Raw genomic sequence first — 1,278 nt, 5'->3', positions numbered from 1 at the left:
GTCCAGCACGAATTCAAAAGCACCTTCTCCGTCGCTGCTCTTCCTGGCCACGATCTCCCGGTTGCCATCGTACAGCGTCACCGATGCCCCGGCCAGCCGTTCGCCCGTATGCTTATCCGACGTCGTCCCCCTCAGCAGGATCACGATCTTCGGCCTTTCGTAGGTAAACGAATAGACGTCGTCACTGCCTTTGCCGCCCTTGCGGTTGGATGACAGGTAGCCGGCGATCCCCTCCCCGCCCGCATCGGTGAGCAGGTAGGCGAAATCATCCCCGGGGGAATTCACCGGGAAACGCAGGTTCCGCGGCGAAGTCCATTGCTGTTTATCACCCACGGCTTTAAACACATCCAGTCCGCCCATGCCCGCAAAGCCATCGCTCGAATAATACAGCGTGCCCTCCGGCCCGATGTTCGGGAAAAGCTCATCGCCCGCGCTGTTGATGGCCGCACCCGCATTCACGGGAGTTCCCCAGCTACCGTCCGCCTGCCGCTCGCTGTACCAGATGTCCGTACCACCCTGCCCGCCCGGCATATCACTCACGAAATAAAGGATATTCCCGTCCGCGCTGGGTGCGGCATGGCCCACCGAGTATTCCTCCACGTTGTTGTAAGCAAAAGGCTCCGACTGCCATCCGCCGTCCGCGTCTTGCGTGTAGCAATAGAGCTCCAGCGTATGGGTCAGGTATTTCCGCCGGTCCTCGCGCGTTACATGGCCATCTTTCCCTTTGTAGGTACGGGTCACGTACAGTGTCCTGCCATCCATAGCCGCCGCAACCGGGCCGATGTGGTACGGCGCATCGTTGATGCCTTCAACCGCGATCACCGGGTTGGATAGCCCGTTATCTGCCGCACGGTCGGCCGTGTACACCCGGAGGAACGAGTTGCCCGTCCAGCCATACGTCCCTACACCACGCATACGCCCGTCGGGCTCGCCCGTGTAGTATACCTTATCCCCTACCGGGAACACCGAAAACTCGGACAGTGAAGTGTTGACCGTCTCCTCATTGCGCAGCCTGTGCACCGTGGGTTCCGCCATCCATACCAACGCCGAATCGCAACCGGCAATCCCCACCGCTACCCCCGCTGGGTCACCGGTGCGATCAGCGTAAGCTAGCAGCTGTTTTTTCGCTTCGGCATACTTCCCGTTCATCTTCAGCACCTCCCCGTAGCGGACCAGGTTTTCCGGTTCACTGCCTTCCATGGCCACCGCCCGTGCGTACCAGTTCTCGGCAGCCTCGTAGTCATTTAGCTGGGCGTAGCAGCGCGCCAGCTGCTCCAG

At 60.8% G+C, this 1,278-nt stretch carries 1 pseudogene; it reads right to left on the bottom strand.

The window, feature by feature from the left end:
• Positions 1-1,206, bottom strand: a pseudogene (locus IEV98_RS24345) (OmpA family protein); the annotation flags it as partial.
• Between the last annotated feature and the right edge of the window lie 72 nt (positions 1,207-1,278).

The sequence above is a fragment of the Parapedobacter pyrenivorans genome (genome assembly GCF_014636865.1).
Lineage (GTDB): Bacteria > Bacteroidota > Bacteroidia > Sphingobacteriales > Sphingobacteriaceae > Parapedobacter > Parapedobacter pyrenivorans.
Note: the sequence above shows the minus strand (reverse complement) of the source record. Positions and strands in the feature narration are given on the sequence as shown.